Annotated in this window: 21 protein-coding genes and 1 tRNA gene; 9 read left to right on the forward strand and 13 right to left on the reverse strand. The window is 52.1% G+C overall.

The annotated features are described in order from the left end of the window. Nucleotides 1-574: 574 nt before the first annotated feature. The 3 genes from GU926_RS14380 to GU926_RS14390 all read right to left on the reverse strand — a co-directional run bounded on the left by GU926_RS14380 (nucleotide 575) and on the right by GU926_RS14390 (nucleotide 3,283). Entirely contained in the window at nucleotides 575-1,327 is a 753-nt protein-coding gene (locus GU926_RS14380) for a M48 family metallopeptidase (RefSeq protein ID WP_160693087.1), read from the reverse strand. Nucleotides 1,328-1,457: 130 nt separating this feature from the next. After that, complete coding sequence (locus GU926_RS14385) at nucleotides 1,458-2,333, reverse strand: YkvA family protein (protein ID WP_160693089.1); 876 nt, start codon at nucleotides 2,331-2,333, stop codon at nucleotides 1,458-1,460. A gap of 299 nt (nucleotides 2,334-2,632) precedes the next feature. Beyond that, entirely contained in the window at nucleotides 2,633-3,283 is a 651-nt protein-coding gene (locus GU926_RS14390) for a C40 family peptidase (RefSeq protein ID WP_160693091.1), read from the reverse strand. Nucleotides 3,284-3,556: 273 nt separating this feature from the next. Here GU926_RS14390 and GU926_RS14395 point away from each other — a divergent pair, with 273 nt between their 5' ends. Further along, complete coding sequence (locus GU926_RS14395) at nucleotides 3,557-3,907, forward strand: hypothetical protein (RefSeq protein WP_232058343.1); 351 nt, start codon at nucleotides 3,557-3,559, stop codon at nucleotides 3,905-3,907. 704 nt (nucleotides 3,908-4,611) lie between these two features. On the opposite strand, the gene GU926_RS14400 is transcribed toward GU926_RS14395, so the two are convergent. Then, nucleotides 4,612-5,241, reverse strand: a complete 630-nt coding sequence (locus GU926_RS14400) for a thioredoxin family protein (RefSeq protein ID WP_160693093.1) — start codon at nucleotides 5,239-5,241, stop codon at nucleotides 4,612-4,614. A gap of 4 nt (nucleotides 5,242-5,245) precedes the next feature. Continuing rightward, complete coding sequence (locus GU926_RS14405; RefSeq protein ID WP_160693095.1) at nucleotides 5,246-5,761, reverse strand: TlpA family protein disulfide reductase; 516 nt, start codon at nucleotides 5,759-5,761, stop codon at nucleotides 5,246-5,248. A 93-nt stretch (nucleotides 5,762-5,854) separates the two neighbouring features. On the opposite strand from GU926_RS14405, the gene GU926_RS14410 reads away from it, so the two are divergent. Further along, entirely contained in the window at nucleotides 5,855-6,409 is a 555-nt protein-coding gene (locus GU926_RS14410) for a type 1 glutamine amidotransferase domain-containing protein (protein WP_160693097.1), read from the forward strand. Nucleotides 6,410-6,589: 180 nt separating this feature from the next. Here GU926_RS14410 and GU926_RS14415 read toward each other — a convergent pair whose 3' ends face one another. Then, nucleotides 6,590-7,237, reverse strand: coding sequence for a porin family protein (locus GU926_RS14415; protein ID WP_160693099.1), 648 nt, complete (start codon nucleotides 7,235-7,237; stop codon nucleotides 6,590-6,592). Nucleotides 7,238-7,402: 165 nt separating this feature from the next. Here GU926_RS14415 and GU926_RS14420 point away from each other — a divergent pair, with 165 nt between their 5' ends. After that, entirely contained in the window at nucleotides 7,403-8,305 is a 903-nt protein-coding gene (locus GU926_RS14420; RefSeq protein WP_160693101.1) for a histone deacetylase family protein, read from the forward strand. A 91-nt stretch (nucleotides 8,306-8,396) separates the two neighbouring features. Here GU926_RS14420 and GU926_RS14425 read toward each other — a convergent pair whose 3' ends face one another. The 4 genes from GU926_RS14425 to GU926_RS14440 form a co-directional block, all read right to left on the reverse strand. Further along, nucleotides 8,397-8,621, reverse strand: coding sequence for a hypothetical protein (locus GU926_RS14425; RefSeq protein WP_160693103.1), 225 nt, complete (start codon nucleotides 8,619-8,621; stop codon nucleotides 8,397-8,399). Between the two features lie 28 nt (nucleotides 8,622-8,649). Then, nucleotides 8,650-9,390 (reverse strand): methyltransferase domain-containing protein, encoded by a 741-nt coding sequence (locus GU926_RS14430; RefSeq protein WP_232058344.1) that lies wholly within the window; start codon nucleotides 9,388-9,390, stop codon nucleotides 8,650-8,652. Next, nucleotides 9,380-10,492 (reverse strand): type III polyketide synthase, encoded by a 1,113-nt coding sequence (locus GU926_RS14435; RefSeq protein ID WP_160693105.1) that lies wholly within the window; start codon nucleotides 10,490-10,492, stop codon nucleotides 9,380-9,382. The genes GU926_RS14430 and GU926_RS14435 overlap by 11 nt, the downstream gene beginning before the upstream one ends. 97 nt (nucleotides 10,493-10,589) lie before the next feature. Beyond that, nucleotides 10,590-11,708 carry an NAD(P)/FAD-dependent oxidoreductase gene (locus GU926_RS14440; RefSeq protein ID WP_160693107.1) on the reverse strand — a complete coding sequence of 373 codons (1,119 nt, stop codon included), beginning with the start codon at nucleotides 11,706-11,708 and terminating at the stop codon, nucleotides 10,590-10,592. Between the two features lie 162 nt (nucleotides 11,709-11,870). Here GU926_RS14440 and GU926_RS14445 point away from each other — a divergent pair, with 162 nt between their 5' ends. Continuing rightward, nucleotides 11,871-12,242 (forward strand): T9SS type A sorting domain-containing protein, encoded by a 372-nt coding sequence (locus tag GU926_RS14445; protein WP_160693109.1) that lies wholly within the window; start codon nucleotides 11,871-11,873, stop codon nucleotides 12,240-12,242. 364 nt (nucleotides 12,243-12,606) lie between these two features. On the opposite strand, the gene GU926_RS14450 is transcribed toward GU926_RS14445, so the two are convergent. After that, nucleotides 12,607-12,678: transfer RNA gene (locus GU926_RS14450), tRNA-Arg, on the reverse strand. A gap of 337 nt (nucleotides 12,679-13,015) precedes the next feature. On the opposite strand from GU926_RS14450, the gene GU926_RS14455 reads away from it, so the two are divergent. Both GU926_RS14455 and GU926_RS14460 read left to right on the forward strand, forming a co-directional pair. Beyond that, the gene (locus tag GU926_RS14455) at nucleotides 13,016-13,216 is read left to right on the forward strand and encodes a hypothetical protein (protein ID WP_160693111.1); all 201 of its coding nucleotides are present in this window, start codon (nucleotides 13,016-13,018) and stop codon (nucleotides 13,214-13,216) included. A gap of 276 nt (nucleotides 13,217-13,492) precedes the next feature. Further along, nucleotides 13,493-14,638 carry a DUF2652 domain-containing protein gene (locus GU926_RS14460; RefSeq protein ID WP_160693113.1) on the forward strand — a complete coding sequence of 382 codons (1,146 nt, stop codon included), beginning with the start codon at nucleotides 13,493-13,495 and terminating at the stop codon, nucleotides 14,636-14,638. Nucleotides 14,639-14,733: 95 nt separating this feature from the next. Here the strand turns inward: GU926_RS14460 and GU926_RS14465 are convergent, their stop codons facing one another. After that, complete coding sequence (locus tag GU926_RS14465; protein ID WP_160693115.1) at nucleotides 14,734-15,921, reverse strand: Pycsar system effector family protein; 1,188 nt, start codon at nucleotides 15,919-15,921, stop codon at nucleotides 14,734-14,736. Between the two features lie 120 nt (nucleotides 15,922-16,041). On the opposite strand from GU926_RS14465, the gene GU926_RS14470 reads away from it, so the two are divergent. The 3 genes from GU926_RS14470 (at nucleotide 16,042) to GU926_RS14480 (ending at nucleotide 21,247) form a co-directional block, all read left to right on the forward strand. Then, nucleotides 16,042-16,326, forward strand: coding sequence for a hypothetical protein (locus GU926_RS14470; RefSeq protein WP_160693117.1), 285 nt, complete (start codon nucleotides 16,042-16,044; stop codon nucleotides 16,324-16,326). After that, the gene (locus tag GU926_RS14475; protein WP_160693119.1) at nucleotides 16,323-20,075 is read left to right on the forward strand and encodes a metallophosphoesterase; all 3,753 of its coding nucleotides are present in this window, start codon (nucleotides 16,323-16,325) and stop codon (nucleotides 20,073-20,075) included. The genes GU926_RS14470 and GU926_RS14475 overlap by 4 nt, the downstream gene beginning before the upstream one ends. A 122-nt stretch (nucleotides 20,076-20,197) precedes the next feature. Next, nucleotides 20,198-21,247, forward strand: a complete 1,050-nt coding sequence (locus tag GU926_RS14480) for a DUF6268 family outer membrane beta-barrel protein (RefSeq protein ID WP_160693121.1) — start codon at nucleotides 20,198-20,200, stop codon at nucleotides 21,245-21,247. Nucleotides 21,248-21,373: 126 nt separating this feature from the next. Here GU926_RS14480 and ppk1 read toward each other — a convergent pair whose 3' ends face one another. Continuing rightward, on the reverse strand, nucleotides 21,374-23,461 hold the full coding sequence (ppk1, locus tag GU926_RS14485; protein WP_232058345.1) for a polyphosphate kinase 1: 2,088 nt from the start codon (nucleotides 23,459-23,461) through the stop codon (nucleotides 21,374-21,376). Between the last annotated feature and the right edge of the window lie 65 nt (nucleotides 23,462-23,526).

Consider the following 23,526-nt stretch of genomic DNA (forward strand, 5'->3'; position numbering starts at 1 on the left):
TTGCTCTTCCGTTTTTGGGTTGTTTTCTGGAAAAGAAGCTAAAAACGGAAGAATTGCTGGTTGTTGATTGATTTACCTGCTGAAGTAAACACCCCCTTCGCCCCCTCAAGGGGGGAATCTGCGGTTAGTTAAGGCTAAGCTACACGCACCGTTCCAGTCTTTCCGTCGAGTCGCCTAAGCAGGTTGCCGTCTCAGGTTAGAACAACGGTAATGACAGAGAACCAGCCGTTCCTCTACCAAATGAGCATCTCCGCAGAAGAGGCAAGCTGGTACAGCGCGAGGCGGGAAGACGGGGCCCCGCGGCCGTGAGCGCTTGGCGGCGAAGATGAAACAAGGTGGCGTAAGGGCACCGGATCAAGCGGCATTGCTCAGGAACAGCCACCGGATGCACACGGCAGAAAGGCACGGAAGCAAATCCACGCTGTAAAAAGCCTATTCAGATTTTGAATGCGGTTAGAAAAGCAGTTTGGGTCGTTGGTGACAACACCAACAACAGTTGAAACAACGCACAGTCATCTAGAGTAAACTCTTCGTTTTTCGCCTAATTCCCAGAAAACAAGCCAAAAACGAATCCTTAAAACTGCTGGAGTCTATAGTTCTTCAGTTCCTTGTCCAAGCCCTTGGCATCACCGCTAATCTTATCCAATAAAGCCCAAAAATGTGGGCCGTGGTTCTTCTCAATAGTATGCGCCAGCTCATGCAAAATCACATAGTCACACAGGTGCTGCGGCAGGCGCATGAGGTGCAGGTTCAAATTGATGTTATTGGTAGAAGAGCAACTTCCCCAGCGGGTCTTGGCGCTTTTAATCACCACCTTCTGGTAAGAGAAGTTGAACTGGTTGGCCCAGAAGGCTACGCGCTCGGGCAGGTAGCGTTTGGCCTCCAGACGCAAGGTTTGTTCAACGGCACTTTTAATGTACGTCTGCACCTCAGGATGGTCCCAGGACAAATGCTCTGGATAATATACCTGCAACTGCCCGTCTTTCAGTTTGCTTTTGAGTTGGGGCAGAGTATGCGCCTGAAGATGCAGTTGGTGGTAACGGGTTTTAAAAGGCTCTTCGGGGCTGAAAAGGAAAGGCTTGGGCTGGTTTTTCTCCAAGTTGCTGAGGTGTTTCTGAATCCAAGCGGTTTTCTCTTGTACAAAGGCCTCTGCTTGCGCCAAGGTGGCGCGTTTAGGCATAGTCACTTTCACTCCCTGGCCAGGCCGAATGCTAATGCGCACAAACCGGGCGGTGGCGCTAGATACAAACCGCACCTTGCCAATGGGGGCTATCTCTTTCTCCAAAACTACTGCCTGGGCGGCAGCGGGGCGCTTCTTCCTTTCCATACACAAATCTTGTCTGCAAAGATACCGCTTGGCCGGCGAATTACAGCAGGAGATGTCTGCAGCAGTGGGCGGTAGAGACACAAAAAAGGCGCCTCTGCAAGAAGCGCCTTTTTCTTAAAGCTGTATCTGGTTAGCGAACGTTGCCGCCGTGGTCCATGTCATCGCGGTTGCTGCTGGGTACGCGGGTGCTGTCTGTGGTAGAGGCGCGCACGTTGGGTTCTCCGTAGCCGGTAGGCACGCCATGGTCTGTGGGCGCGGCGTCATGGGTGGCGGTAGGGTCTTTCTCCTGCACCGGCGTTCCTTCTACAGGGTGCAGTTCTGTCACCGTGGTGGCGTTCTGCGGAGGAATGATGCCTCCGATAGAGCCCTGCGCGCCAGAAGAGTTGCCTCCTACCTGCATATTGCCCGCCTCTGGAGACGTGTAGCCAGAAGGCCCCGAAGCGCCGATACCGCTGCTAGAGGGAGTCGTCTCGCGGCTGCCGCTGTACTGGCCGGCAGGCTCGTTCTCATATTTGGCGGTATGGGCAGAAGTGTCCACGGTTCCATCATGCTGCTGGCTGTGGCCCTGGGTATCTGTATTTCTGTATTGGTTGCTGGCCTCCCAGGCCTGGAATCTCTCCAGCTCAGATTTAATGCTGGTCATGAACCAGGCCAGCAAGCTGATATCGTCTAAGAAGCCCACCACTGGTAGCCAGTCGGGAATGAGGTCAATGGGCATCAGGAAATACAGAATCACGCCCACGCCGCCCACAATGGTGCTGGTGGGTAGGCCCGTGTATTCCTTGTTCACGGCGGCTTTTATGAGACGGCCCAGGGTCTGGAGGTTTTCAAAGACTTCGCCGGCAATGGTGCCCACGTCTTTCTTCTCGCTGGCCTTCTTGTAGGCGTCATTGAGCAGGTCCTTCAGTCTGGAAGGCTGCTTCACGTAGCCTTCGGCTTTGGCGAGGATGCGCTTGAACAGCGGAGACTCTGACACGTGCTTTTGGTTTGGATTCTGGTTTTCCATAGGGATAGGTGGTATTCGCGCTTAGGTTGTGTCTTTCAAAAATGGGTTGGACTGCTGCCCTTGCCGCCGCGAAATAACGAAAATTCAGGCATCTTCTGCTGTAGAGAGGTTCTAAAACAAGAGGTGGTGAAAAGCCCGGGCGGCAGTGGTCTTTGGCTATACTGCTTTCCCCTTAAATAGTTAACCCGTTTTTGGCCTCTTTTCTGGAAATAAGGACAAAAACGATGCTCCTGTAACCACAAAGGCCAGCCCCTGAGTAGAGGCTGGCCTTTGTGGTGTATGACGCGGGTAAAAGCTGCTTAGATGGCTCTGCCGGCTGCGTAAAAATACTTTTTGTAATAAGCTGAGTTGAGGGAGTTGATCATGACGCCGCCCCGGGTGGCCGAGTGGATGAATTTGCCGTCTTTCAGGTAGATGCCTACGTGGTAGATGGGCTGGCCCGGTCCACGGCGGAAGAACACCAAATCGCCGGTGTCCATGCCTGCTTTGGCTACGCGTTTCACCTGCGTGAACATGGAGCGGGAGCTGTGGGTGAGCGTGATGCCGTACACTTGCTTGTACACTTTAGAAACGAAGCCAGAGCAATCGGTGCCTTTTCGGGTGCTTCCGCCGGAGCGGTACGGGGTGCCAATCCACTCGGTGACGGTTTTCAAGAAGGCTTGGTCTTCTTCGTAATCCAATTTAACGCCCAGGGTTTGGGAGTAGTAGTTATAGACAAGGGAGTCTTTGGCGGTAAGGACTTTGGCGGTTTTTACTTCAGAACCAGCGGCGGCGGCCGTCTCCTCAGAGGCGAAGCCGTTGTGCTCTAGTACCCATTCCTGCACCATGTCTTCCTGGGTGCTGTTGGATGCCTGGTTGTACGCATTCGAGTTAGAGGCCGGGGCCTCATAGAAAAACGAAAGTAGGGATGCGGTGACTGCCAAAGCAGAAATGATGTAATTTTTCATCATCTGTTTTAATGGTGAAACATCAAGTAGCGCCGTCTGCTGCGGGTTACTTGCGGCATTTCCAACAGTTATTGCCTCACGGCAATGCAAAACAGGAAGAGGCCTTTACAGAGGTTTTTAACTTTTTTACAGAAAACCTTCAGAAACAAAGATAGCCTCGCAACCTTTTAAAAACCAAATCGTTTAAGCAATCTTTTTTGTATAAAAGCAGGAGAAGGATGGAGAATGGTGCTGAAAAGTAGCATAAAAGCCGGGAGAGCCGTATAATTAGCCCAAATGGAAAAGATGGAGCCGGCCTTAGAAAACATAAAAATTATAGAGAACTCGCTGTTCGCGCGCATTGCCCGCTGGAAACTCAAGAGTACCAACGTGGCCATGGTGCTGGGCAAATCTATTCACCTGAGCGGGGTTTCCAAAGATACCTTTCTTAAAAATCGCCACTGGGTAGCCCATGAGCTCTGCCATGTGCGTCAGTTTCAGGAATATGGGTTCTTCCGGTTTCTGTGGCTGTACCTGCTGGAGTCTCTCCGGGTTGGGTATTATGACAACCGGTTTGAGGCAGAGGCCCGGCTGGCCGGCGAGAAGCAGTGGTTTTCTCAGGAGGAGGAGAAGGCGGGTATTGTATAGGAAGGTAAGGCGCTTCCATCCAGAACTGCTAGTGCTAATTGCACATTCTCCCCTTAAGGATTGCCCAAAGGCGAGTTTGAGGCAGTGAGGATTCTCCCCTTTAGGGGAGCGCAGAGGGGTGTTTACATAATTTGGTCATTTTCTTCCGCCGTCGTTGGTGTTTTCACCAGCTACCAGGACTGCCTTTCCATTGGCAATTACATGCAACTCCTGCTTCTCAACTTTTAATTCTTAACTCTCCGTTCGGGCGTTTGTCACTTTTCTCCTTGATGAGAAAAGTAACCAAAAGAATCAAGAGCCCCCGAACTCGCTGACCGCTCGGACAGGGCGGGGACTCACAGAGGCGCACCGTGAGAAGTAATCCGTTTCAGAGCGGGCTTACGCCTCTGCCAAATGAGAGGCCATTACTTTCTCCCTCGGGCAAAGAGACTTAGATTGACCAGTCTCTTTGCCCTCGGTCAAGGGCTGGCGGAGTGGTGTTGGAACCGTTGCAATGCCTTCATCGCCCTGCAGACGACTTTTGTAGAGACAACGGCACCGCCTTGTCTCCCACGCATTGCCTTCTTCTGCCAGCCGTCGCATCTGCTGTTCCTACAATGACCTTGTAGTGTGCGCAGTTCCTGGGAGTGTCTGTGCTCGTTTTTTGCCTAGTTCTTGGAAAACTGCCCAAAAACGACCTGGGCATTTAAATCAAGAAGAAACTATTATTGTGCGGAGGCTCGCCATTTAATGGTGCAGCCTATGGCTTTGGTGAAGGTCTGGGCGATGGGTTGGTTGGCTAGCAGGCTGTTGAGGGCGTTCTCGGCGTAGCGCTCCGTTACTTTCTCTGGGTCGCCGGCGTTGTTGTCAAGGGCGCCAATGTAGGCTACCTTCCATTGGCCTTGGCTGGTTTTCTGCAGGATGTACAGGTGTGGGGTTCTGGTAGCCCCGAAGCGTTTGGTTACTTCCTGGGATTCGTCCTGGAGGTAGGCAAACGGAAATTTCTTGTCTTTGGCGCGCTTCTGCATCTGCTCAAAAGAGTCGCCGGGCGAGGCAGTCACGTCATTGGGATTGATGGCCACCACCGGGTACCCTAACGGGGCGTATTTCTGGTGCAACTGGATGAGGCGGTCTTCATACAGCTTGGCAAAAGGGCAGGTGTTGCAGGTAAACGTGACCACGTAGCCTTTGGCGTTCTTCTGGTCTTTCAGGCTCATCATCTGGCCGTTCACGTTCTTCAGGGTAAAGTCTGTGGCTACGTCACCAACTTGATAACCATTCTGTGCCACCATGGCAGAGGTAAGCAGGGCAAATACGCTCAGCAAGAGCAGCAGGAGGGGGAATTGTCTTTGCATAAGGCTAAGGTTTAAGGGAGAATTTGGTGGAAAGGTATTCTTGCAGTAGGGCGGGCGTGAGCGGCTTTTCTACAAAGAGTCGCTGTTGTTTGGCGTTGTTAAAAAACAAGGTTGCCGGTAGTGCGCCGCTCCAGGCAGGGTCAAAGGCGTCTATCCAGGAATTGTAATCTGGTTCATCTAGCAGAAGCACGGTGCTTTTGAGTTGGCGGCGCTGCACGAAGGGAATCACCTTTTTGTCCAGGTCTTTGGCAAAGTCCAGGCTCACCAGCAGCACCTTTACCGGTTGGTTGGCATATTGCTTTTGCAGGGCCTCAAAATGAGGAATCTCCTCTATGCACGGCTTGCACCAGGTGGCCCACAAATTGATAATGTAAGTGGTGTCTGCAGAGGAGTTCAGGTAGTGTTGCAGCTGCGCAAGTTTAATGACGGGCACGTGGGCATTCTGCGCCACCGCGCCTCGGCTGCTGGCTAGGCCCACCAACAGGCATAAGGCTACTAACAGATTTCCGGGTACCCTCATCGCTTTGTATAGTTTAGATAACAATGTAACGATTGGCGGGTTATGAAAGTACATTAAATACAATTTTTAACAAAGACTTAACTGTATACAACTATGTCAGGGAAACTAACCGGAAAAAAGATTGCCATTTTAGTAGAGAAAGGATTTGAGCAGGTAGAACTGGAAAAACCAAAGACAGCCCTGGAAGAAGCCGGCGCTGAGACGCATATTATTTCGCCGCAGTCTGGCAAGGTGAAAGCCTGGGACTCCAAAGACTGGGGCAAAGAGTTTGACGTGGACAAAAAACTGGAAGACGTAGTGGCCGCTGACTATGACGGGCTGCTCCTGCCTGGCGGCGTCATGAACCCAGATTACCTGAGGGCCAATGAACAGGCGGTGGCGTTCGTGCGGGCGTTCAACGAGGCTGGAAAACCCATTGCCGCCATCTGCCACGGCCCCTGGACCCTTATTGAAGCCGACGCCGTGAAAGGCCGCCAAGTAACCAGCTGGCCCTCTCTGCGCACCGACCTCACCAACGCCGGCGCCAACTGGGTGAACGAAGAAGTAGTCACAGACAAGGGGCTGGTGACCAGCCGCAAACCAGAAGACATACCTGCCTTCAACAAAAAGATGATTGAGGAGTTTGCCGAAGGCGTGCACAACCGTTAATCAAAATATTATATACAATGAAGGCCCGGCGCAGCAACTGCGCCGGGCTTTCGTTTTTAGGCTATTTTCCAGAAAACAAGCCAAAAACGGAGGTTGAAGCGGGAAAGCAATGGCCCTAAAAGCAGAACAGGATGCCTCTAAGAAAGTGACATCCTGTTCTGTTTATGAGAAGGGAGTATTTTAGAAGCCTACCCCCAGATATACTTGAAAGTTGCCGCTCTTGATGTTGTTGAACGCACTGTAGGCGGCATCACCGGCGTCTTCGGTTTCACCCAGGTCTGCCAGGCTCAGATAGTACCGCGCACCCAGCCTGAAAATGCTCAAGCGGGCCTCAAGACCGGCGGCGGCGCCAAAGTCAAAGCTGTTGAACTGAGACTTGTCAATCTCTTTGTTGTTTTCTTCTACGGCCATCAGCACACCGGCCTGCGGACCAACGTGCAAACTTACATTGTCTGTCACGCTCAGTACGCCCATGACCGGTATTTCTATGTAGTCAAAGCGCATGGAACCGCCTTCCATCTTGCTCTCTTTGCGCGAATACAGAATCTCTGGCTGCACAGAGAAGAACCTGCTCAGGCTGAACTGGGAATAGAAACCGGCGTGCCAGTTGGTGCCCGTTTTAAGACCTTGAATGCCGTCAGTACCATCGCCGCGCAGGGTGTTGTACATCAGGCCGCCTTTAATTCCAAAGCCAGAGTTGTCATAGGTGGGAGCGGTCTCGCCGTCACCGTCGCGGTGGTTGATGATGCCTCGGTTGAGCACGCGTTCCTGCGCCTGAGCTGCCCCCAGGGTAAGAACCGCTATTAGAAGTAGAATAGTCTTTTTCATAGTATGTTAGGTTTTAGAAGATTTGCCGGTTTGGTGGTTATAGAACTATCAGCAGAATCCGGTAGAGTATACTGCCAGCCTGTAAGAATGTTGCAAGCAGACGCTGAGGCCCGGTGGGGTTTGGAAGCCGGGTAGTACCTTTGTCTTTTACCGTGAAAGAAACTCATGCTTAAAATTGCCTGGTCTGAAGAGTACGCGCACCATCTCCCCGAAGGGCACCGGTTTCCCATGCTCAAGTATGAGCTTCTGCCCGAGCAGCTGCTGTATGAGGGCACGGTCACGCACGCCAACTTCTTTCGGCCCAGTCCGCTGCCCGAGGATCGCATTCTCAGGGTGCATGATCAGGACTATTGGCAGAAGCTCAAGACGCTGCAACTTTCACCCTCAGAAATCAGGAAGACCGGCTTTCCGCTGTCGCAGGGCCTGGTGGACCGTGAGGTGCGCATTATGGGCGGCACGGTAGAGGCGGCAGACTTTGCCCTGGAGTTTGGCGTGGCCATGAACATTGCCGGCGGTACGCACCATTCTTTCACAGACCGCGGCGAAGGTTTCTGCCTCCTCAATGACAATGCCCTGGGTGCCCGGTATCTTTTGGATGAAGGGAAGGCGCAGAAAGTGTTGATAGTGGATTTGGATGTGCATCAGGGGAACGGCACCGCCCAGATATTTGCGCAGGAGCCGCGCGTCTTCACCTTCAGCATGCATGGCGGCAAGAACTACCCCTTCCACAAAGAAACCTCAGACCTGGACGTAGAACTACCCGATGGCATAGAAGACGCGGCCTATCTGGCGCTGCTGCAACAACACCTGCCCCGGCTCATGGACCACGTGGAACCTGACTTCGTGTTCTTCCAAAGCGGGGTAGACGTATTGGCCACGGATAAACTGGGTAAACTGGCCCTCACCACCGCCGGCTGCAAAGAGCGCGACAGAATAGTGCTGGAATTGTGCCTTAGGCACGGCGTGCCCTTGGTGGCCAGCATGGGCGGCGGCTACTCCACCCGCATAGCAGACATAGTAGAAGCCCACGCCAACACCTACCGGCTAGCCCAGCAGATATTCTTTTAAGATGTTAGATGTTAGAAGCTAGTATTTAGACATTGGACTCTAGACTAAATCAAAAGTCTAATATCTAACTACTAATATCTAGCATCTATTTTTAGTCCCTTGTCTTGAGTTTGGTGAAGCGGTCTCTGGAGAAGCCTTGGGTGAGCGTGCGTTTGAGGAACAGGTAGATGACCGGCACCAGCAGAAGCACAAACAGCAGGTACAACATCACTTTTACTACTTTTAAGAAAAGGCTGATGACCAAGGCAGACAACAGAACAGACGCAATGATCAAAAACCAGAATTGAATGGAGGACTTGGAGGAACTTCGGCCCATGGGGTAAAAGGGTTGGTGATAAACTAAGTTACTCGTTTTTAGGCTGTTTTCCTAGAAACGGGCCAAAAACCACCTGCCATCTGAACGCCCAGCGCCACCGCAACTCAAACTGCGGCACCCCGGCCCGCGGCAGGAGCCTTTGCCAATCTTGCTTTATAAACGCACGCTCCACTGATAATGGTGCATCATGCTTTACCAAATGTGAGTGTGAGAAAGCCTTGGTGAGTGCTTTGATGGAATAAAAGGCCAGCGGGTGCCGGTGCAAGTCATTGATGAGCACGGCAATGCGCACCTGTTGCCGCAGCCCCGAGAAAAGCTGAACCAGTCCATCATCTGTGAAATGGTGCAGGAACAGACTGCAAATGACTATATCATATTTCTCCTGGGCAAACTGTTCTGAGAAGACGTCTGCCTGCTCAAACCGAATCTCTGGGTACTGTTGGCTGTGTTGCTGGCCGTAGGCTACCATAAAGGCGTTGGCATCTATGCCCACCAAGTCCACGGGTAGATTTCTTTTTCTGGCCCACTGCGCCACCATGCGCAGCGTGTCACCGCCGCCGCTGCCCAGATCTGCTATTTTTAGCGTCTTTCCAGAAAAAGTGCCCAAAAACGGATGCGCCAAGAGTCGGTCCAGGCCGTTGCGGACCACGTCATGCCCCCCCAGATAGGTGTTGATGATTTCCAGTTCTTTCAGGTTTTGGCGCAGGGCATCAGAGGCCAGGGTAAGATCATCCATGAGCTCTGGCTGGGTGCTGCGCTCACGCCACATGGTGCACAGACAAGAGCATGGATTCTAAGGTAAGGCCCGGCCCGAACGCAAAGCTAAGAACCGGTTCCTGGTGCTGGGCGGATTGCGTGTCCTGTAGCAGCGCCTGCAGCACAAACAGTACCGTCACCGATGACATGTTGCCAAACTGCCGTAAGGTCTGGTAGGCGTAGCGGTTGTCATGGGGCGTCAGGCCCAGGGCCTGTTCAATCACTTCCAGAATCTTTCGCCCGCCGGGGTGTATGGCAAAGAGCTTTATTTCCTGCAGTTTCAAGTTGAGTTTTTGGAGCAGGGACTGGGTAAGCTGGCCAATGCCTTCTTTGATGAGCGCCGGCACATAAGAAGACAACGTCATCTCAAACCCGAAGTCATGGATGTGCCAGGCCATTTCGCGCTGGCCCGAGGGCGCCAAATCACAATGAAAGGCTTCCAGCCGAAGCGCCGTGTTTGTCAAAGGCTCAGCGCTTACCAGCACGGCTGCAGAACCATCGGCAAAAATGGCATTGGACACCAGGTGATCAGTTTCTTTGTGCTTTTGAAAGTGAAGGGTGCAGAGTTCGGTACAGACAATCAACACGCGGGCGGCCGGGTCTGCCGTGCAGAAGGCGTCTGCCGCTTTAATGGCGTTGAAGGCGGCGTAGCACCCCATAAAATACACGCACGTGCGCTGTACGGTGGCCGGTAATCCAAGCGCTTGCACCAACTCAATGTCCAGGCCGGGGGCGTACATGCCCGTGCAGCTTACCGTGATGAGGTGAGTGACCTGCGCTGCCGTGAAATTGGGTACTTGGTTAAAACAGTCCTCAGAGGCCTGTACAGACAAAGGCACCGCGTGCTCCTGAAACTGTTGCATGCGCCTGCCCACCGCCGGAAAAGGCTCCAGGCCTGGCGTGTTGGGATAGAAGGTGAATTCTCCGTTTTGCTTGCCGTAATCTTCCAGCACCGTGTGCCGCGTGTTAATGCCCGAGAGGCGGTAGAGGGCTTTGAGCTTGCGGGTCTCTTGCTCATCCAGCTGAAGAGCACTGGCCATAAAGTCAGCTATTTGTTGCTGAGGAAGGGCGTGAAACGGATTGGCCGTCCCGATGGCGCAGAGGTAACTCTTCATAATTTAAGTATAAGCAATTTAAGGAGTATTTGTTTTGAGCAGGCCAGGGAAACTTCTGCATTGCATACGTGCATTGTTGCCGCCGTGGTTGCCTGCCTTAAAAGGGTTGGCCATGGGTATGCCGCATGATGAACCTCACCGCTGCTGGTAACCGCTGTAGGCCGCTCACTGCCAGTTCAGACAAGAACGGCTGCCCAAACAGGCGCTGTACCAGCCGTCCCGTGCGTAAACGGCTGCCAAAATGCTGCTGCCATTGCCGGGTGTAGTTGCTTTCCATCTGGTGGCGGGTCTGCTGGCCGTTCAGAAAGGTCATGATCTGCTCGCTCGCCAACTGCGCCGAGTGGATGGCCATGGCCATGCCGTTTCCGCAAAGCGGCGTGATCAAACCAGCCGTGTCACCGGCCATGAGCAGGTGATTCTCCACGCAGCTTTTAGGGGCGAAGGAGATTTCATTGATGACTTCGGGCTGTGGGTATAAAAACTCACTATTTTGAAAAATGTCCTTCAGAAACGGGTTTTGCTGTAGTACCTGCTGCTCCATCTGGGCAATGGTGCCATGTTGTCTTAGATTTTGCCGGGTAGTCAGGTAACAGAAACAGAATTTGTCATCTTCAATGGCAGAGATGCCGGCGTACCCGTCTTTGAAGTTGTGCAGGGCAATCTCGTCTTTGGGTAGTTGTTTGCGCACGTGGTATTTAACGGCCAGGTAAGGAGAGCGCCCCGAAAAAAACTGGCGGTTCAGGCGGCGGTCCAGGGTACTGCGTTTGCCATAGGCGCCTACCACCACGGGCGTCTGGAACTCCTGCCCATCGGCTAGCTGCACCATGAACTGGTTTTGAGTAAACTCTACCTGCGTGACCGTGGCCTGCTGCCAGATGCGCGCGCCCTGGGTCTGGGCTAGTTGGGCCAAGTGATGGTCCAGAGTGTAACGGCTCAGCCCGAAACCTCCTAAGTCCAAGGGAGCTTTTAATACCTTACCGCTGGGCGAGGTGAGCTTAAACTGGTGAATGTTAGCCGCCCCTAAGGCTTGTGGCTGTATGCCCAGTTGCTGCAGAAACGGCAGTACCTCATTGGAGATGTATTCGCCGCAAACCTTATGGAATGGAAACTGTTTTTTCTCTAGCAGTACAATATTTTTACCCTGGCCTGATAGTTGCAACGCCGTTATTAGACCTGCTAAACCGCCTCCTATGATCACTGCGTCTGGTTTTTGCATGGCTGCCGCTGCTTTTATTGATTAAATACAATGAAAAATTCTGTCTACCGGCTAAAAAGGCCAAGTGCTTGCGTAAAATACAAAACTAATTTTAGGGCTTCTGCGTTAAAACTAGAGGAAATACGTGATATATTTTTAAGTGCTCAAGACAAAAAGATTCGCATGAAACACCTTATACTTCTAGTAATAGTTTGCCTTTCCTTTTACCAGCTTCCGGCGCAAGTCAGAAAAAACACTCCGCTCCCCGCTGACGTCAAAGTAGAGGCAAAAGCAGAGGCAGAAGCCCGCTCTGTCAACGTGTTTCCTAACCCTACCAATGGAGTAATCAATATCTCCCTGGAAGGTTTTGAAGGAAAGAAAACTGAATTGCGTATTTTAAATGTGATTGGCAATATTGTGTACCGCGAGGTGGTTCCAGATCCGTCCAGTCATTTTGTAAAGTCCGTTGATTTAGACAAGCTTGCCAAAGGACTTTACTACGTGAAATTAGACGCCGAGGAATACAGTGAAGTACGAAAGGTTATTTTACGATAAACTGACCCTATAATAATAAGAAAGGCAAAGCGCTAAAACGCTTTGCCTTTTTTTATGCCTTTTTCGCCCTGTGTCAACCCTGAAAATATAATGTCTTCGGCTGGTTTTGTGTAGTAGATGTTCCTTTGCAACAAGCACAGGAATGAAGCATTCTGGCTTTATTTCTTTTGGAAAGAAAGCCTTGAAATACTATCCTAATTGCGTGATCTGTAATAGAATAGCGCTTGAGTATTTTCTATAGTTAGCAATACTATAAGGCAGCAGCCACCTGAAGGGAAACAGAAAAAGGAAAATCTTCTATAAGCCATGACTACTGAAAGCAGCGCTGCCAATGAGGTTCAGAAAGGGCGGGGAGGAAAGAAAGTGGCCGCGCCGGGAATCGAACCCAGATCAAACGTTTAGGAAACGTCTATTCTATCCGTTGAACTACACAGCCAAGCGCCTGGGCGCAAAACAAAAGTAGTAAAAATACCGCTACCCGCACCAGTTTTTACAGCAACGCCAATGAAAGAATACCCACCACTGCTTTGTATGAATCAGCAATTATAGAAACTCAATCAATGTGTATGATGCTAGAAAATGCTTTTATTAAGATGAACAGAGGTAAATCATAAATGCCTTATTTGTAATTGGAATGAGCGCGTTATTTTTAATTAATTAAAATCTAATTGCCTTTTTAATTCTAATAAACGTTAGATAATTATTTGATTAATGGGAGTTATTTCTAATTTTGTCTCACCTATTAATTTCTACTCAAGAAAAAAAGCATCACTATGAGAGAGCAACTAAAAAGCAAGCTTGACAAAATGCAAATGGAAGTTATCCGCGACTGCCAAAACGTGGAAGACGTTCAATTAATGCTAGGCATTTTCAGCCAGATGAACGAGGCGTTGAATCAGATTCCTGATACAATGAACAGACCTAAAGGCGCTAAAAGAGGCCGCAAGCCAAAAAACGCTGAGAACAACGCGTAAGCAGTCTTTCTCTTATTACATTGGAGTCAAGGTTAGCCTGTTGAAGGGCGGCCTTGACTTTTTTTATGCCCCGTTTTTGGGCTTTCTACATCTCTAAAGGCGGGTAGGAGCAACAGCGGTATAAAATAAAGCTGAATTCCTGAAAAAATCTTTGAAACAGCCAGAAAGCAGGCAAAGGAAAAGGCGGTATCTCCGTATAAGCGTCAAAGCCACCTGACCAACTTAGGCTGAGGCGCCGTAAGGCCGGCCCTTTAAGAATAGTACAAGAACCCCCGCATGGAATTCCCTGAAATGAACAGTGCTTTTTTACCAGATGAGGCTGATGACACCCAGCCCGCCTTGCTGTTTATTCCAGATATAAGTGGCTTTACGCGGTTCATGCATGAGAATAAAATCAAGTACAGCCGTAACCTCATTGCAGACCTTTTAGAGACCATTATAGAAGCCAATATTCTTAATCTGGAGGTGTGTGAAATTCAAGGCGATGCCATTCTTTTCTACAAGCTGGGCGCGCCGCCTACCATTGATGAGATGGTAAACCAATGCAAACAGATTTTCCTGGATTTCCAGAATTACCTCAAAATCATGGAGCGCGACGGCTCTCTGCTGGGCACTCACCTCTCTGAAAACAAACTCACGCTCAAGATTGTAGCCCACTACGGCCGCATCAGTGTCACGCAGATCAGGAACTACACCAAACTCATGGGCATGGACGTAATTCTGGCGCACCGGCTCTTGAAAAACAACATTGAAGGCTCAGAATACGTGCTCTTGAGCGAGGGCTACCTGAACACTCAGAATCCTGAGGCCGTGGAGAAGAGCTTTGAATGGACCCAGCTCAAGGAAGGCTCCACAGAATATGAGCACATGGGGCGGGTGCGCTATAAGTATGCCTTCTTGACGCCCCTGCGCCTGCTGGTCACAGACCCAGAGGCAGAACACAACCGGCACCAGTACCCCAACACGTTCTCTCTGGAGGCCAAGGTGCACGCCCCGGTAGAACTGGTGGGCCGCGTCATTAGAAACTACCGGTTAAAGCCCGCCTGGATGCAGGGCATGAAAACGGCCCAGTATGACATTACCAAAAGCGACCGATCCGGCACGTATTGCAAATGCGAGATGGAAAAGGGCGGCGTCATAGAGATACAGACGCTGCAGTTCAAGATGAGTGATGACCACGTGGAGTACATTGAGAAGATCACCAACTTTAAGATGTTTCCCAACGCCCTGCTGTTTCTAAAAGCGTATGCCACTGGTCCGCATACCACCTTGCTTACCCTGGAGTTCCATTACAGCCGCGTGTCTGTGGGCGACTACTTCTATGACTTCTTCGGGCGCAAGCAGATGCGGGACTTCATGGGCAAGTCTTTAAAGCGCCTGAAAGAACTCTGTGAGCAGATGCAAACCAGCAAAATCTCCTAAGCCGTTTTTGGGTTATTTTCCAGAAAAGAGGCTAAAAACAGAAGCGGCCGTAAGACTTAACTTACGGCCGCTTCTGTTTTTGTTAAAAGAGGTTCTTATCGGGCAATGGCAATCACAAAGGAGACCACGGTTAAGATAATGCCAATCATGAAGATGGTGTAGGAAATGCGCAGCAAGCGGTACTTTTTGCTCAACACATCACCTAGGTAATAAATGTCTGTAATCATGTTGTTGTAGAGCGCATTCTTATCACGCATGATCTCATGCATGCCGCTCTGGAAGTCATCCAGGGGAATCTTGGTGAAATTCCCGAAGAACAGCAGATTGATTCTCCGGCTTTTGAGTTTGTTGGGCTTCAACCTGAAACTGGTCACTTCTGGCTGCGCAGAGATAATGGCCGAGATCACTGAGGCCAGCGACGTAGCCAGCAGAATGCCCACCGGAATCATGAGCACCGGGTTGCGCGTGAACTGCGAGCCAATGATGGAACTCTTGGTACCCAGGTACGTGATGATGATGGACATGATGATGGCGTTGAGGCTGATCATCATGTTGGCCTTATTGTCTGCTATGGCACTTAGACTGATGTGGTTGTCATAAGTGCTTTTGAACATGGTCTCAATGCCGCGCTTGGGCTGGGCCAGGGTCTTGCGGTCTTCCTTTTCCTTCTTCTTGGATTTCTTGGTAAGCTCCTTCTGGTGGGCGCGCTGCTCCTGTATGTTCTTGTTGAGCTGCTTGGAGAAACGGTTCTGCGCCGCCTGCGTCCTAAAGGTGACAGACAACAGAAAGTCCAGCTGGTACTGGGCCCATTCTATGTCTGAGAAGGTCTGGTCTAGGTAGATTTCCCACTCCACGCGCAAAAGTTCTGCCTGCGCAAAAAAAGTGGGCTTGCCAATGTTGGAAATGTCGGCGTCTACCAGAATGTCTTCGGCTAGTTGGTGGGTCAGCTGGCCGCTCTTGGTGGCCATGATGCAGCGGGCCACCTCCGTGATCTTGTCTTCTGGGTATTGGTTGGCGCGCAGAAACGTGGTGGCAAACTCTACGCTTTCGTCTTCATGATTTTTGTACGTGTTAATGTAGCCGGTGTCATGAAACCAGGCCGCCAGCAGCAGGATTTCCATCTCTTCTTCGGGCAGTCTGTGTTCTTCGGCCAGGGAACGGGCTTCGCGCACTACCTCAAACGTGTGTTTGTAGTTGTGGTAAACCAGCTTCTTTGACAATTTCTCCTTAAAAAGAGCGGCAACGTAATGGCTCGCTTTCCGGATGAGGTCTTCTTTTTCCATAAATTTTGGAGGGGCGTAGGGCCGCCTGTGGGAGCCACATCAGGGGCACGGCTCGTAGCGTTTAATCCAGAGTGTAAAACGCGATAAGCCGTGCTAAGGTTAAGCAAGGGGCTTCTGTTTTTGGCTTATTTTCTGGAAAACAGGCCAAAAACGGTCACAAATACCAAGACGCGCGGGCGCTTGACGGCAAACTTTTGGCAAGTAGGCTTCTTACAGGTAAACCTTCTCCCTGTCCTTACGTCTTTAGGCAAAAGAGAAGCAGCCTGCCGTTCTGTTTTCTATGCCTTTGGTGCCTGTGCCTTCACCCAGAAATCAGGTTTTTCAGCACTGGGGCTTTCTGTCTGCAAAGATGAAGGAAGGAGAAAGGCTCAGGGCACGGCTGCTTTTGAAAGAAACAATTCATGAAAAACAAATACTACCTCTATCTTCTGCCGCTGCTGGCGCTGGGGCTGTTGGCCTCTTGCTCCGGCTCTTACAAAGCCTTCTACTCCCGCGACCTAGTGCAGTGGAAAGATCAGAAGCCTCAGGATTCTTCAGAAGTCATCTACACCGTCTTTCTGATTGGAGATGCCGGCGCCCCGCTCACAGATGAACCAGATCCTAACCTGGTACTGCTCAAGTCACAACTAGACGTGGCCAATGAGAACAGTACCATTGTGTACCTGGGGGACAACATCTACCAGAACGGTTTGCCAGAGCCCGGCGCCTATGACCGTAAAACCGCCGAGGCGCGCATGAAGGCCCAGTTGGAAATCCTCAAAGGCTACAAGGGCGAGAAGTACATGATACCGGGCAACCATGACTGGGGCGGCGGAAGCGGCTCTCCAGACGGCCTGGAAGCCGTAATAAGAGAAGAACGGTTTGTAGAAGAATACCTCACAGACACTACCACCAACATTGTGGTGGGCACAGACTTCTTTGTGCCCGGCAGTGGCTGCCCCGGCCCCTTTGAGGTGCTGGTGCAGGATGAGATTGTCTTGATTGCCATCAACTCCCAGTGGTGGCTGCACCCGTATGAACGGCCCTACGGCAATGACAACGTCTGCGGCGTGGTGAACGAGGTAGACTTTTTGGTGCAGCTGGAAGACATCATCAACAAGCACAGCGGCAAGGACATTCTGGTGGTGGGTCACCATCCGCTTATGAGCAACGGCATACACGGTGGTTTCTTCACCGTCACAGACCACCTGTTTCCGCTTACCATTCTATACAAGTGGGCGGTGTTGCCTATTCCCCTTATCGGGTCCATCTACCCGCTGGCACGCAAGTACGGCGGTATTAGCCAGGATATCCCGCACCCTACCTACCAGGCGTATATCAAAGGACTCACCGCCATTTTTGACAAATACCCCAACATAGTGTACGCCGCGGGGCATGAGCACAATCTGCAGTACGGCAAGCTGGGCAAGCTGCCGCACATCATCAGCGGCTCTGGGTGCAAAACCCAGCACGTGAGCGGCGGCGAAGAAGCTCAGTACGCGCACAAAGTCAAAGGCTTCGCCAAGATCAACTACTACCGCAACGGAGATGCCTGGGTGGAATTCTGGACGCCTGGCGCCAAGGCCGGCGATCCTGGAGAGATGACGTTCAGGACGCCTATGTACGCCAAAACCACCAAGCAGGAAGAGCGCATAGCCGTTTCTACCGAGGACTACTCAGACAGCACCATCTCCCTGCCAGCCAACCCGGCGTATGAGGCCGGCGGCTTTAAAGAGTTGTTCCTGGGCGAACACTACCGCACCGACTGGCAAACCCCTGTCACCATGCCCCTGCTGGACTTGAAATCAGAAAAGGGAGGGCTGGTGCCCTACCAGAAAGGCGGCGGCAAGCAGACTTCGTCTTTGAAATTGAGAAACGAAGAAGGCCGCGAGTACACGCTCAGGTCGGTGAACAAGGACCCGACCAATGTATTGCCGGTGTCTTTGCAAGAGACCTTTGCCCGTGATTTGTTACAAGACCAGATTTCTGCCCAGCAACCGTACGGCGCGCTCATTGTGCCCAAACTGGCAGATGCGGCGGGCGTGTACCATACCAATCCCAAACTGGTGTTTGTGCCCAAAGACCCGCGCCTGCGCCAGTACATGGACGAGTTCAGCAACACCATTGCCTTTCTAGAGGAAGACGCCGATGAAGACCACTCAGACGTGGCCAGCCTGGGCAACGCCACCAACCTGGTAGGCACCGAGAAAGTGCTGGAGCGCAAGCAGAACGACCATGACAACCGAGTAGACGAAATCGAATTTGCCCGTGCCCGCCTGTTAGACATGCTCATTGGTGACTGGGACCGGCATGAGGGCCAATGGCGCTGGGCCGAGACCCAGAAAGGCGACAACCGCACCTTCAGGCCGGTGCCCGAAGACCGGGACGTGGCCTTCTTCAAGGCAGACGGCATTATTCCCTGGCTGGTGAGCCGTCGCTGGGGGGTGCGCAACTTCCAGCACTTCGGGTATGACTTTGGCGACTACAAGGGCCTGAACCTGACCGCCCTCACCAGTGACCGCACATTCCTTTCCAGCGTGACCAAGGAGCAGTGGCTGGAACTGGCCAACAAGATGAAGGCAGACATGACAGACGCGGCCATTGAAGAAGCGGTGCGCCAACTGCCCAAAGAAGTGTATCCAGTCTCGGGCCCAGAAATAGTAGCCAAGCTGAAATCTAGAAGAGACCTGCTGCCCACCGTAGCCGAGAAATACTACCGCCACATCTCTGAAGTGGTGGACGTGTCTGGCAGTGACAAGCGGGAGATGTTCCTGGTGGAACGCCTCAACGACGACTCTACTCGCGTAACCATGCGCAAAATTAACAAAGAGGGAGAGGTGGCCAAGATCCTGTACCAGCGTACCTTCCTGCACGGCGAGACCGAAGAGGTGCGGCTGTACGGCTTAGGCGGCGATGACGTCTTTGAAGTGACTGGCAACACCCGCCGGGCCATCATGATCCGTATTCTGCCCGGCGAGGGCAATGACTCTGTCACAGACAAGTCTTCTGTGAAAGGCATGGTGCGCAAGACCAAAGTGTATGACAACACCCAGGAGAAGAACAAGTTTTCCTTCAGCGCAGAGACAGAGGACAAGACCGAGGAGTTTGAAGATGTAAACGTCTATGACCGGGATAATTACAAGATCGCCTACTTCGGGCCGCGCCTTTCTGTGGAGTACAACGTAGATGACGGTCTTTTCCTGGGTGGAGGTCTGTTGTACCGCAACCACAAGTTCAGGAAGAAACCCTACGCTTCTGAGCATTACCTGCGGGCCAACTACGCCTTTGCCACCGGTGCCTACAACGTGCGCTACAATGGAGAATTCAAACAGATTCTCAATGACAAGTTAGACCTGGGCATTACCGCTGCCTTGTTTGGGCCACAGTACCAGTTCAATTTCTACGGGTTGGGCAATGAGACAGTAGAAGAAGGAGATACAGAGTTTCACCGGGTGCGCATGTCCAGATTGTTCATCTCGCCAACCCTCAATACCTCGTTCACGCACTTTGTGCACATGGGCATCGGGCCGCTGTATGACCAGTACCAGGTGCAGCACACGCCGGGCCGGTTTGTGGATGAGAAACTAGGGGAGGAAGTCTTCAACAAAGACCGCTACACCGGCGTGAGGGGCTTCCTGAACCTGCAGGCGGTGAGCACGCCCATCAACCCGCGCATCGGTCTTAAATGGTTAAACGAGTTCTCCTACAACCAACAGCTGGATGACGAGAAACTCAACTTTGGGCGAGTGAGTTCTGAGTTCATCTTCTACATTGGGCCAAGGCTGCCGTTCCAGGTAACGCTGGCCGCCCGGTTGGGAGGAGCGCACAACTTCGGGGATTTTCCGTTCTACCAAGCCAACACGCTGGGCGGGCTTTCCAACCTGCGGGGCTACAGGAGAACGCGCTTTGCCGGTCGCAGTAGTCTGTACCAGAACACAGAGTTGCGCGTGGAGCTGTTCAAGTTCAACGTGTACCTGTTCCCGGGTAAGTTTGGGTTGATGGGATTGGTAGACCACGGACGCGTTTGGCAGGACGGGGAGGACTCCAACAAGATACACCGCGGCTTTGGCGGCGGCGTCTGGATTGACGTGCTCAAGCAGGCGGTGGTCAACGCCACGTATTCTGTGGGCGAAGAGGACAAACTGGTCAATGTCAATTTCGGGTTTCTGTTTTAAAACAACAGGCATCTTTCTGGCAGCGCGCCCGTTTGAGAAAGGCTGGCACGTTGCATAGTACACGAGTAAACAAGTCCCCTTGCAGAGAAAGGAAAGCTTTTTCTGCAACACTGTTCTAAACTATGAGAAACATTTATTCTTTGGTAATGAGTGCGGCCCTTTTGGGCTGCAGCGAGCTGGCCGCAGCGCAGGAGATTCTCTCAGACTCTGCCCAGGCGTTAAGACAACAGACAGACCCTAAAGAACTGGCCAACCCGTCTGTAATAGGCATGGGCCGAAGCAAAGGCGTGGTGGTGCGTTATGAGATGCTGCCCCGGTTTGGCCTGCGGTCAGAGGGCAAACGCGAGGACATTGGCAACTCTGAGACGGAGGTGCGGCGCAACAACAAGTTTGAGATCAAAGCCTACATTCCCATCCTCAATCGGCCTCATTTTAAAATGGTGGTGGGGGCCGGGTACTTTCTGGAGGAGTTCAACTTCAAACAACCCGAAGGCCTGGAATACCCGCTCTACAAGCAACTGCAGGACAAAGACCTAAGGTCACTGGACGGGCAGCTGATCATGCTCAAGCCGTTCAATGAGAAAAACTACCTGTTGGTGCGCGTAAAGGGAGAGCTAAACGGAGACTACGGCAAAGACAATGACATACCCCTGCATAAATACCTGAAGACGTCAGTAGAGGCCATTTACGGCTGGAAGAAAAGCCCCTTGTTCTCCTATGGATTTGGGGTGCAGCTAGGCTATACCTTCGGGCGGCAGTCCATTTACCCGGCCGTCTTGTACAACCGCACCTTTAACGACCGCTGGGGCATAGAGTCCATCTTCCCGGCCAACCTGACCGTGCGCAGAAACCTCTCAGACAAGTCTTTGCTGTTTGCGGGCTACAAGGTAGAAGGTGCCAGCTACAACATTACCGTGAGCCCGCCCTTCCAGCTGAACGAAACCGTGGAGTTGCGCAAGTCTGAGATCAGAGCCAGGTTGAGATGGGAGCGGGAAATCTATGACTTCATCTGGTTCGGGCTGGAAGGCGGGTACCGCTACAACCATCGCTTTGATGTCTATGACGGCGAAAACGTGAATGCCAACCCGCTCATAGAAAGCCACATCAAAGACGCCGCCTTCCTGCAGGTAGACTTGTTCCTGGTGCCCCCCAGAAGATTCCTCAAGCAATAAACAAAAGTCGTTTTTGGCCTGTTTTCCAGGAAATAAGCTAAAAACGACTTTAGGATACCTCTACGCAGAAGCACCCACTCAACTAAGATTGAGTGGGCGCTTCTGCGTAGAGGTCATTTGTTGAGGTTACACCTGAAATCCTGCGGCTATTGCTTTCTGTTTCAGGAATTCATAGATGGCGTATTGGGCGCGCACGGTGTTGGTGGGCGTGTCTGAGATGTAATACTCATTGTGGAACGTGCGGGCCTTCTGGTTATCTTGGCGCAGAATGTCCAGAATGTGCCTTATTTCCTGCTGGTGCGCTGGGTTGTATATCGGGAAGCCCACTTCTATGCGGCGGCTCAGGTTGCGGTTCATCCAGTCTGCAGAGGCTATGAAGATTTTCTCTTCGCCGCTGTTGCCAAACACGTAAATGCGGCCGTGCTCCAGGTAGCGGTCTACAATGCTGCGTACTTCTATGTTCTCGCTCATGTTGGGAATGCCCGGCACCAGGCAACAGATGCCCCGTACAAGCAGCTCAATCTTCACGCCCGCCTGGCTGGCCTCATACAACTGCCTGATCATGTCCTCGTCCTGCAGCGCGTTGATCTTAACGTATATGTAGGCGTCTTTTCCTTCCTGGGCCAGGCGCATCTCGTTCTGGATCAGCTCATAGAATTTTTCCCGCATGTTGAACGGGGCTACCAGCAGGTGGTCAAATTGTTTGTCTGGCTGCCGGTCTACAAAGAAGTTGAAGACCTTGGTCAGGTCCAGGGTGAGGCGTTCATCTGTGGTGAAGAGCGCATGGTCTGTGTAGGACTTGGCCGTCTTCTCATTGTAGTTGCCGGTGCTCAGGTATGCGTAATGCACCGCCTTGCCTTCTTCCTGACGGGTGACCAAGCCAATCTTACTGTGTACTTTCAAGTCTGGCACGCCGTAAATAACGTTGGCACCGGCTTTTTCCAGCTTCTGGGCCCAGTAGATGTTGGATTCCTCATCAAAGCGAGCCTTTAATTCTACCACCACCGTTACCAGTTTGCCATTTTCTGCGGCCTTTATCAGCGCCTTGGCAATCTTGGACTTGTCTGCCACGCGGTACATGGTGGCGCCCACGCTGATGACGGCGGGGTCTTCAGCGGCTTCTTCAAAAAACCGGAGGGTGTAGTCAAACTTCTGGTACGGGTAGTGCACCAGATAGTCTTTCTCCTTCATGGCGGCCAGCATGCTTTCTGCCTTTTCCAGTTCTGGGTGGGGCAGGGGCGGCTGCTCTTCATATTGTAGGTGAGCTGGCTCCAGCATGGGGAACCCGAAGAAGTCCCTGAAGTTATGGTACCGGCTGCCTACCACCAACTCATCTGCCGATAGGCCAATGCGGTCCAGTAGCACGTTCAGCAGAGGCTCTGGGGTTTGCGGGTCATATAACAGGCGGCTGGGATGGCCTTTCTCGCGCTTTTTAAGGCTTTTTTTAATCTTGGCCATGAGGTTACCAGAGATTTCCTCCTCCAAATCCAACTCTGCGTCTCTGGACAGTTTTATGGCGAAGGCCTCTACGGTCTCAAACTCTGGAAACATGGTGGGCAGCCCTACCCGGATGATGTCATCCAGCATGATCACGTAGCGGTCATCTTGCTCATCTGGTAGTTCTACAAAGCGGGTGCCATGCTTCTGAGTAGGTAGCTCCAGGAGGGCGTACTGCTCTGACTCCTCGCCACCATTGGCCTGCGCCGGCACCAGCCTGATGATCAGGTATACGGTTTGGTCCTTTAAAAACAGCGGGCTGGGGTTGGAACTGAAAATAATGGGCACCAGCAGCGGCTTCACCTTCTTCTTGAAGTAGTCCAGGGCAAGAGACTGCTGGTCTTGGCTGAGTTCCTGTTCCGTGACCAAGTTAATGTGCTCTTTCTTGAGTTCGGGGAGCAGTTCATTGCGGTACACCTGCCCAAATTCCTTTTGTTGGCGGCCTACCTCGGCCAAGATCTGGTCCAACTCGGTGGCCGGGTCATTCTGCAGTTTCTCGCGGGTTTTCTTTTTCAGTTTGACCAGACGGCGCATGGTGGCCACGCGCACTTTAAAGTACTCGTCCAGGTTGGAGGAGAAGATGGCCAGAAACTTAAGGCGTTCCAGCACGGGGACGCGCGGGTCTTTGGCTTCTTGTAAAACACGGTAATTAAAGGCCAGCCAGCTCAGCTCACGGCTTAGCAGGGGTATTTCTGGTTCTGTTTCTGGGGTGGGCACGAGAGATTCTGTATGTTTCTTGGAAACCATTCACGTCTGGGTTGGGCAGGGCACCGCGGGCCTGC

The organism is Nibribacter ruber (assembly GCF_009913235.1).
Classification (GTDB): Bacteria; Bacteroidota; Bacteroidia; order Cytophagales; family Hymenobacteraceae; genus Nibribacter; species Nibribacter ruber.

What these genes read in the sequence shown, in the direction of transcription:
- GU926_RS14480 (WP_160693121.1), top strand. Translation starts at nt 20,198, where the DNA reads ATGAGAAACATTTATTCTTTGGTAATGAGTGCGGCCCTTTTGGGCTGC.
- GU926_RS14400 (WP_160693093.1), bottom strand. Translation starts at nt 5,241, where the DNA reads ATGCAAAGACAATTCCCCCTCCTGCTGCTCTTGCTGAGCGTATTTGCC.
- GU926_RS14405 (WP_160693095.1), bottom strand. Translation starts at nt 5,761, where the DNA reads ATGAGGGTACCCGGAAATCTGTTAGTAGCCTTATGCCTGTTGGTGGGC.
- GU926_RS14435 (WP_160693105.1), bottom strand. Translation starts at nt 10,492, where the DNA reads ATGAAGAGTTACCTCTGCGCCATCGGGACGGCCAATCCGTTTCACGCC.
- GU926_RS14440 (WP_160693107.1), bottom strand. Translation starts at nt 11,708, where the DNA reads ATGCAAAAACCAGACGCAGTGATCATAGGAGGCGGTTTAGCAGGTCTA.
- GU926_RS14475 (WP_160693119.1), top strand. Translation starts at nt 16,323, where the DNA reads ATGAAAAACAAATACTACCTCTATCTTCTGCCGCTGCTGGCGCTGGGG.
- GU926_RS14420 (WP_160693101.1), top strand. Translation starts at nt 7,403, where the DNA reads ATGCTTAAAATTGCCTGGTCTGAAGAGTACGCGCACCATCTCCCCGAA.
- GU926_RS14455 (WP_160693111.1), top strand. Translation starts at nt 13,016, where the DNA reads ATGAGAGAGCAACTAAAAAGCAAGCTTGACAAAATGCAAATGGAAGTT.
- GU926_RS14385 (WP_160693089.1), bottom strand. Translation starts at nt 2,333, where the DNA reads ATGGAAAACCAGAATCCAAACCAAAAGCACGTGTCAGAGTCTCCGCTG.
- GU926_RS14445 (WP_160693109.1), top strand. Translation starts at nt 11,871, where the DNA reads ATGAAACACCTTATACTTCTAGTAATAGTTTGCCTTTCCTTTTACCAG.
- GU926_RS14415 (WP_160693099.1), bottom strand. Translation starts at nt 7,237, where the DNA reads ATGAAAAAGACTATTCTACTTCTAATAGCGGTTCTTACCCTGGGGGCA.
- GU926_RS14395 (WP_232058343.1), top strand. Translation starts at nt 3,557, where the DNA reads ATGGAAAAGATGGAGCCGGCCTTAGAAAACATAAAAATTATAGAGAAC.
- GU926_RS14380 (WP_160693087.1), bottom strand. Translation starts at nt 1,327, where the DNA reads ATGGAAAGGAAGAAGCGCCCCGCTGCCGCCCAGGCAGTAGTTTTGGAG.
- GU926_RS14460 (WP_160693113.1), top strand. Translation starts at nt 13,493, where the DNA reads ATGGAATTCCCTGAAATGAACAGTGCTTTTTTACCAGATGAGGCTGAT.
- GU926_RS14425 (WP_160693103.1), bottom strand. Translation starts at nt 8,621, where the DNA reads ATGGGCCGAAGTTCCTCCAAGTCCTCCATTCAATTCTGGTTTTTGATC.
- GU926_RS14390 (WP_160693091.1), bottom strand. Translation starts at nt 3,283, where the DNA reads ATGATGAAAAATTACATCATTTCTGCTTTGGCAGTCACCGCATCCCTA.
- GU926_RS14465 (WP_160693115.1), bottom strand. Translation starts at nt 15,921, where the DNA reads ATGGAAAAAGAAGACCTCATCCGGAAAGCGAGCCATTACGTTGCCGCT.
- GU926_RS14430 (WP_232058344.1), bottom strand. Translation starts at nt 9,390, where the DNA reads ATGTGGCGTGAGCGCAGCACCCAGCCAGAGCTCATGGATGATCTTACC.
- GU926_RS14410 (WP_160693097.1), top strand. Translation starts at nt 5,855, where the DNA reads ATGTCAGGGAAACTAACCGGAAAAAAGATTGCCATTTTAGTAGAGAAA.